The sequence below is a fragment of the Tepidanaerobacter syntrophicus genome (genome assembly GCF_001485475.2).
GTDB lineage: Bacteria > Bacillota > Thermosediminibacteria > Thermosediminibacterales > Tepidanaerobacteraceae > Tepidanaerobacter > Tepidanaerobacter syntrophicus.
This window is the reverse complement of record NZ_DF976996.1, coordinates 1-5,011: the sequence shown is the minus strand read 5'-3', so window position 1 is coordinate 5,011 and position 5,011 is coordinate 1. Positions and strand designations below refer to the sequence as shown.

Below are 5,011 nucleotides of genomic sequence, written 5' to 3'. Positions count from 1 at the left end.
GGGCTTCTTCCTGAGAAGGGTTTGATGCTACAAAATCCTTTAAGATTCTAAGCACCTCTTCTTCATCAAGATTTCCTAAAGCTTCGGTTAAATGTTTAAAGTCTGACATTGATGGAAACCTCCTCTTGTAGTTATATGTATATACAAGTTATATTTTAAGTATACAAGACTTAACAAAAACTGTCAATACTTTTTTGAACATTAATTTTTTATACTATTTTTTGATTACATATAAGCAATATACCGACCCTACTAAATCTCCCTCGAGTTTTGCGGTAAGGCCGGTATATAGTGTAGTTTACTAAAAAATTACAAACGGACACTAATGCTAAATTAAGGTAACCTTAGAAAAACGTAAAAAGCATTTCTTCATACATCTGAAGTTTTTGAGCTATTATAGGTTCTAACTCCGGGCTAATATTCGGATGTTTTTCCTTATATTCTTCCCATGTTTGATAATATTTAGATTTAAATGCTTTTATCTCTCCAGTATCAACAAATTTTTTTCCTTTATTAGCATCAGAAGCAAGGGGCTCACCTGCATTGTTGTAATATGAGTTTTCAGCAATATATCGTGTTACTGCAGTGTAATTCTCTATATTTGCGCTGTCTATTGATATCAAGCTCTTGTCAAAATCAAAATAGTATCTGCCTCCCGGAGCCATTATATCTAAAATAAAAGTTCTTTTGCTTTATCTACACATTCTTGTTTTGTCGCTGTTTTAAGATATGTCATCGGATAAAGACCAGATAAAATATGTCTTTTGCCCAGTTTTTCTTTAATTACCTTTGGATCACCAAATTCAAAAGCTATGCATGTATTTTCAGGAAGCTCATACAAATGATCTAGGTATCTCATCCAATCATGGTCGCAAAACATAAAGACTCTCTGTCCTTTATCCGCCAATGCTTGAATTGTTCGCGAGAATGTAGGCCAATAAATATTTTCAAAATCGCTTGTCCTTAAAAACGGAGCCATATGCAATGGCATAAATGTTTGTCCGTATTTTGAAATTACCGGCGGTGTGCCCATTTTTACTATCATAGGTAGGATTGCTTCACATGCTTCTGCCACTTTTTCCGGGCATCTTCTCAGATCCATAACTATTCCTTTAAAACCGCGGAGAAAATCTGCAATATAATCTAGGGGAGAAAGAGCCATGCCGGCAGATTCTGGTGGTATTCTATAAAAACCATACTTTTCTATAAGTTTTTCATCTATTTGTGCATATCTATCAAGATAATCAAAATGTGCTTTAACTGCTTTTGCATATACAATAGAGCGAGTGACTGGATCGGTATCTAATTCTTTGTCCATTCTTGGAAGTGCTTTTTCCATAATGAATTCATGAGGATTTTTGATAAAATCATCATATTCATCCGCCTCCATAACAGATACTTCCGGATGTTGAATAAATCCTTTAGAACCCATAACGTTCGTTCTAGAGCCTAATATCTGATATCCTATAGGCGGTCTTGCAGGCCCTAGCGGATAAAGGTCTGAACCTGTTATCTGGCAGGCCTTGTCCATCGCTTCTTCTACACCTTCTAATGTCCACTGAGTTTTAGCAAGAGGTAGTCCGGCATATTGAATGCAAAACTCTATTCCAATATTGCCGCCTACCGGCACTCTTTTTGGGACCCTTCCATCAGCAAGATCATGAAATATCTGGGCCCTTTCTTGCTGCAATTCTTTGGCATTTTTCATTATAATATTCACCTTCTTAATTTGCGTCAGCCGATGATTTTTGAAACGGCTGCAGTTTTGCATATTCTAATAAATCAGAGTATCGATGACAAATAAGGTATAACCATATCAGTGTATTTATTATATGCCTTTCTCATAAGAGGATCTACTTTTTCACATACCGGCGGGTAGTCGCTGATAAATTCCTCATACGAAACTATATATTTCGATTTAAATTCAGGATAACTTTGTGAAAACTTTATTACAGAATCTTCCTTTTTGGCAGTTGTGACCTTTTTGCCGGCATTTGTATATTTTGAATTTGCAAGCACATATTCCATTACTGCTACATAGTTTTCAGGATTAATATCGGTTATGCTTAGTGCTTGTTTGTCAAAACCAAATATATAATTTCCACCAGGTGCCAAAATGTCTATTAGTTCCTTGGCTTTATCGATGCATTGCTGCTTAGTCCCTGTTTTTAGCAGTGATATTGGATAAAATCCGCTCAGTACCATTTTTTTACCGAGCTTATCCTTAAATTTGACAGGGTCACCGTATTCCATTGCAAGCCTAGTGCCTTGGGGCAATTCTTGAAGGTAGTCGATGTAACGCGTCCAATCATCCTCACAGAATATAGACATGGCTTGCCCTCTTTCGGCGCAAATGTGGCAAAGTTTGTAAAAGGTTGGCCAATAAAACTTTTCAAAGTCCTTTGTGTTTAGGAATGTGGCCATATGAGTCATTATCATGTTTGCTCCAAAAATTGAAGTTTCAGGTGTCCTTCCCGCCCATATAGCATAAGGCATTAGTGCTTCCATTGCTTCGAGTACTTTTTCAGGCTGGCGCTTTATATCAACCACTATTTTAGTAAATCCTCGACAAAAATCAGCTAAAAAGTCAAAAGGCACAAGCTGAAGGCCCATTGTTCCAGGTGGTGGGGAGAAGAAGCCGTATTTTTCCACTAATTTTTGATTGCTTTTATCAAATGCTTCCTGCTGATCCATTTGAGCTAAAACTATCCTTGTAAAATTCACGCTTCTTGCAATCGGATCTGTATCAAGGCCCGGATTTAGCCTAGGTATAATTTTTTCAACCATAAATTCAAAGGGGTTTTTAATAAATTCATCATACTCATCAGCTTCAAATCCTGAAACTTCCGGATGCTGAATCATTCCGGTTTTGCTCATTACAAAAGCTTTGGATTTTTGAAACATGATTGCTATTGGATTTCTAACCCAAGCCATCGAAAAACTGTCTCCACGTACTAGTTCCATGGCTTTTTCACCAATCTCTTCTAAGAGTTCCTCTGTATATTGGTATTGAGTAGTCATGAAATCTTTGCCTGCATATTCTATAAGATATTCCGGACTTAATCCGTCATGAACAGGAAATCTGTCTGGAATAATTCCTGAATAAACATCTTCATACAGCTTGGTACGATATTCTCTAAGCTCATTTACATTCATCCAAACTCCTCCTTAGTATTAGAGCGGTATTTCGCGTTTTATACATTAAAACAAAAGCTTATTCATTTTGTGTATTTAGCCCCATTACTTCCATAACTTTTTCGTCTGTAAGCTTATAAAACATGGCAAAAAGTATAAAGCTTATCACGCCGCATATTATAGGTATAGATGTAGTAAGATCTACTATGCTGTTTACAAGCTCAGGTGTTGTTCCAACTGTTGGATCGTAGCCTACCGCAGCAAGGCCATACCCTACTACTGCACCGCTTAATGCGACTCCGATTTTTGTCGGCATTGCAGACATAGACATTATAAAAGCTGTAGCATCTTTTCCTGTTTTCCATTTTCCGTATTCCGCTGTATCAGAATAAAGGGCAGCTCCCATGGCCATACCGCTTGCTCCTATCAGTGCTCCAAGGCTTGCAAGGCTTATAAAAATCACCGGGTTTCTTCCGCCGGTTAAACGGACTATAGTAAAAACAATTACGTTAACTATTGTAGTTAGTAAATATGTGTTCTTTTTTCCTAATTTTCTTATAATATAAGGGGCAATAAGACTGCCAATAAAGCTACATACCGCCGTGCCAAAAAGATGGATAGAAATCATGTCAAGGTTTCCTATTACATATTTGTAATAGTATGACAATAATGCGGAAATTCCGAACATGCTAAGTGCTTGTAAAGTACTTACAGTAAATAGTGTTAGAAGCTGGCTATTCGTAAATAATTGCTGGAACATTTCTGCAGGAGAAATACCTATGCCGCCTTTCCCCATTTTTTTATTTGGGTCATAATAATCATAGCCTTCGCTTTGGCGAAATAGGTTCCAATACCCCAACACCTGAATAATAGCAAATATCACTACTGTAAATAAAAATCCCCTTCCCTGATCTCCTTTGCCAAAAAATTCTACTAGTGGCATGCAGGTTAATGAAAACACGATGCTGGACGCCATCATAAATTGGACATTTCTTTGCGAAAGTGTCATTCTTTCTTGAGGAGTTTTTCCCAGAACTGCTATTAAGCCTGCATGTGCATTAAATGCAAAATTAACGCAAATATGTGCTATAACATAGCATGTTCCAAGAAATATACCTTTAGTTATTGGATCAAAATCAGGATTGGTAAACATTAAAATAAAAAACAAACATGTAAACGGCGGTGCAAGCAAAATCCACGAGCGGTATTGACCCCACTTAAGCTGAACGGATTGTATGATGCCGCCTGTAATAGGTACGGAAATCATGTCGCAAATCCGTGCAATCAGCAAAATCGTTCCCATTAAAGCTGCGTTTATCACGGCAACATCAGTGAGGAAATAAGCATAGTAGGTTACAGCTACCATCATCATTAAATTAAATGCAAAGCTTACAAACCCATAGCTGTTTATAAGTTTACTTGTAACCTTTTTTGAAGCTTCTTGCTTCATTTAAATCCTCTCCTTAAATCCCCTTTTTATTTATTTTGTTTTTATAATGCAGCCTTTGCTAGTTACTTTTGCTTTTTTCATATTCTTTTTCCTTAACCCACCCCTGGCATATTTTTACTCCTTCAGCAGCATTTGTCGTCCAGGCATCTGCCCCCACATGTTCACACACTTCCTGGTTTACCGGGTTGCCTCCTATTATCACTTTAACCTCGTCTCTTAGACCTGCTTCTTTAAGGCCGTCTATTGTCTCTTTCATAGCTTCAAGGGCAAGGGTGAGTACTCCGCTAAGTCCTACTATGTCAGGATGTACTTCTTTAACTTTTTCTACGAAGGCTTCTACAGGTTGATCTATTCCAAGGTCATAGACTTGAAATCCTGCAGCTTCAGCCATATTGCGGAATATGTTCTTTCCTATGTCGTGCAAGT

At 37.4% G+C, this 5,011-nt stretch carries 5 protein-coding genes; all 5 read right to left on the bottom strand.

What is annotated here, in order from left to right:
• Nucleotides 1-344: 344 nt before the first annotated feature.
• The gene (locus tag TSYNT_RS11930; RefSeq protein ID WP_238142609.1) at nucleotides 345-623 is read right to left on the bottom strand and encodes a hypothetical protein; all 279 of its coding nucleotides are present in this window, start codon (nucleotides 621-623) and stop codon (nucleotides 345-347) included.
• A 47-nt stretch (nucleotides 624-670) separates the two neighbouring features.
• The gene (locus tag TSYNT_RS00740; RefSeq protein ID WP_238142608.1) at nucleotides 671-1,708 is read right to left on the bottom strand and encodes a uroporphyrinogen decarboxylase/cobalamine-independent methonine synthase family protein; all 1,038 of its coding nucleotides are present in this window, start codon (nucleotides 1,706-1,708) and stop codon (nucleotides 671-673) included.
• Nucleotides 1,709-1,782: 74 nt separating this feature from the next.
• Nucleotides 1,783-3,156, bottom strand: coding sequence for a uroporphyrinogen decarboxylase family protein (locus TSYNT_RS00735; RefSeq protein WP_059031283.1), 1,374 nt, complete (start codon nucleotides 3,154-3,156; stop codon nucleotides 1,783-1,785).
• Nucleotides 3,157-3,214: 58 nt separating this feature from the next.
• A complete protein-coding gene (locus TSYNT_RS00730) occupies nucleotides 3,215-4,585 on the bottom strand; it encodes an MFS transporter (RefSeq protein ID WP_059031282.1) in 1,371 nt (456 codons plus the stop codon).
• A gap of 58 nt (nucleotides 4,586-4,643) precedes the next feature.
• Nucleotides 4,644-5,011 (bottom strand): cobalamin B12-binding domain-containing protein (locus TSYNT_RS00725; RefSeq protein WP_174221062.1); only part of this gene is annotated, 368 nt, incomplete at its 5' end.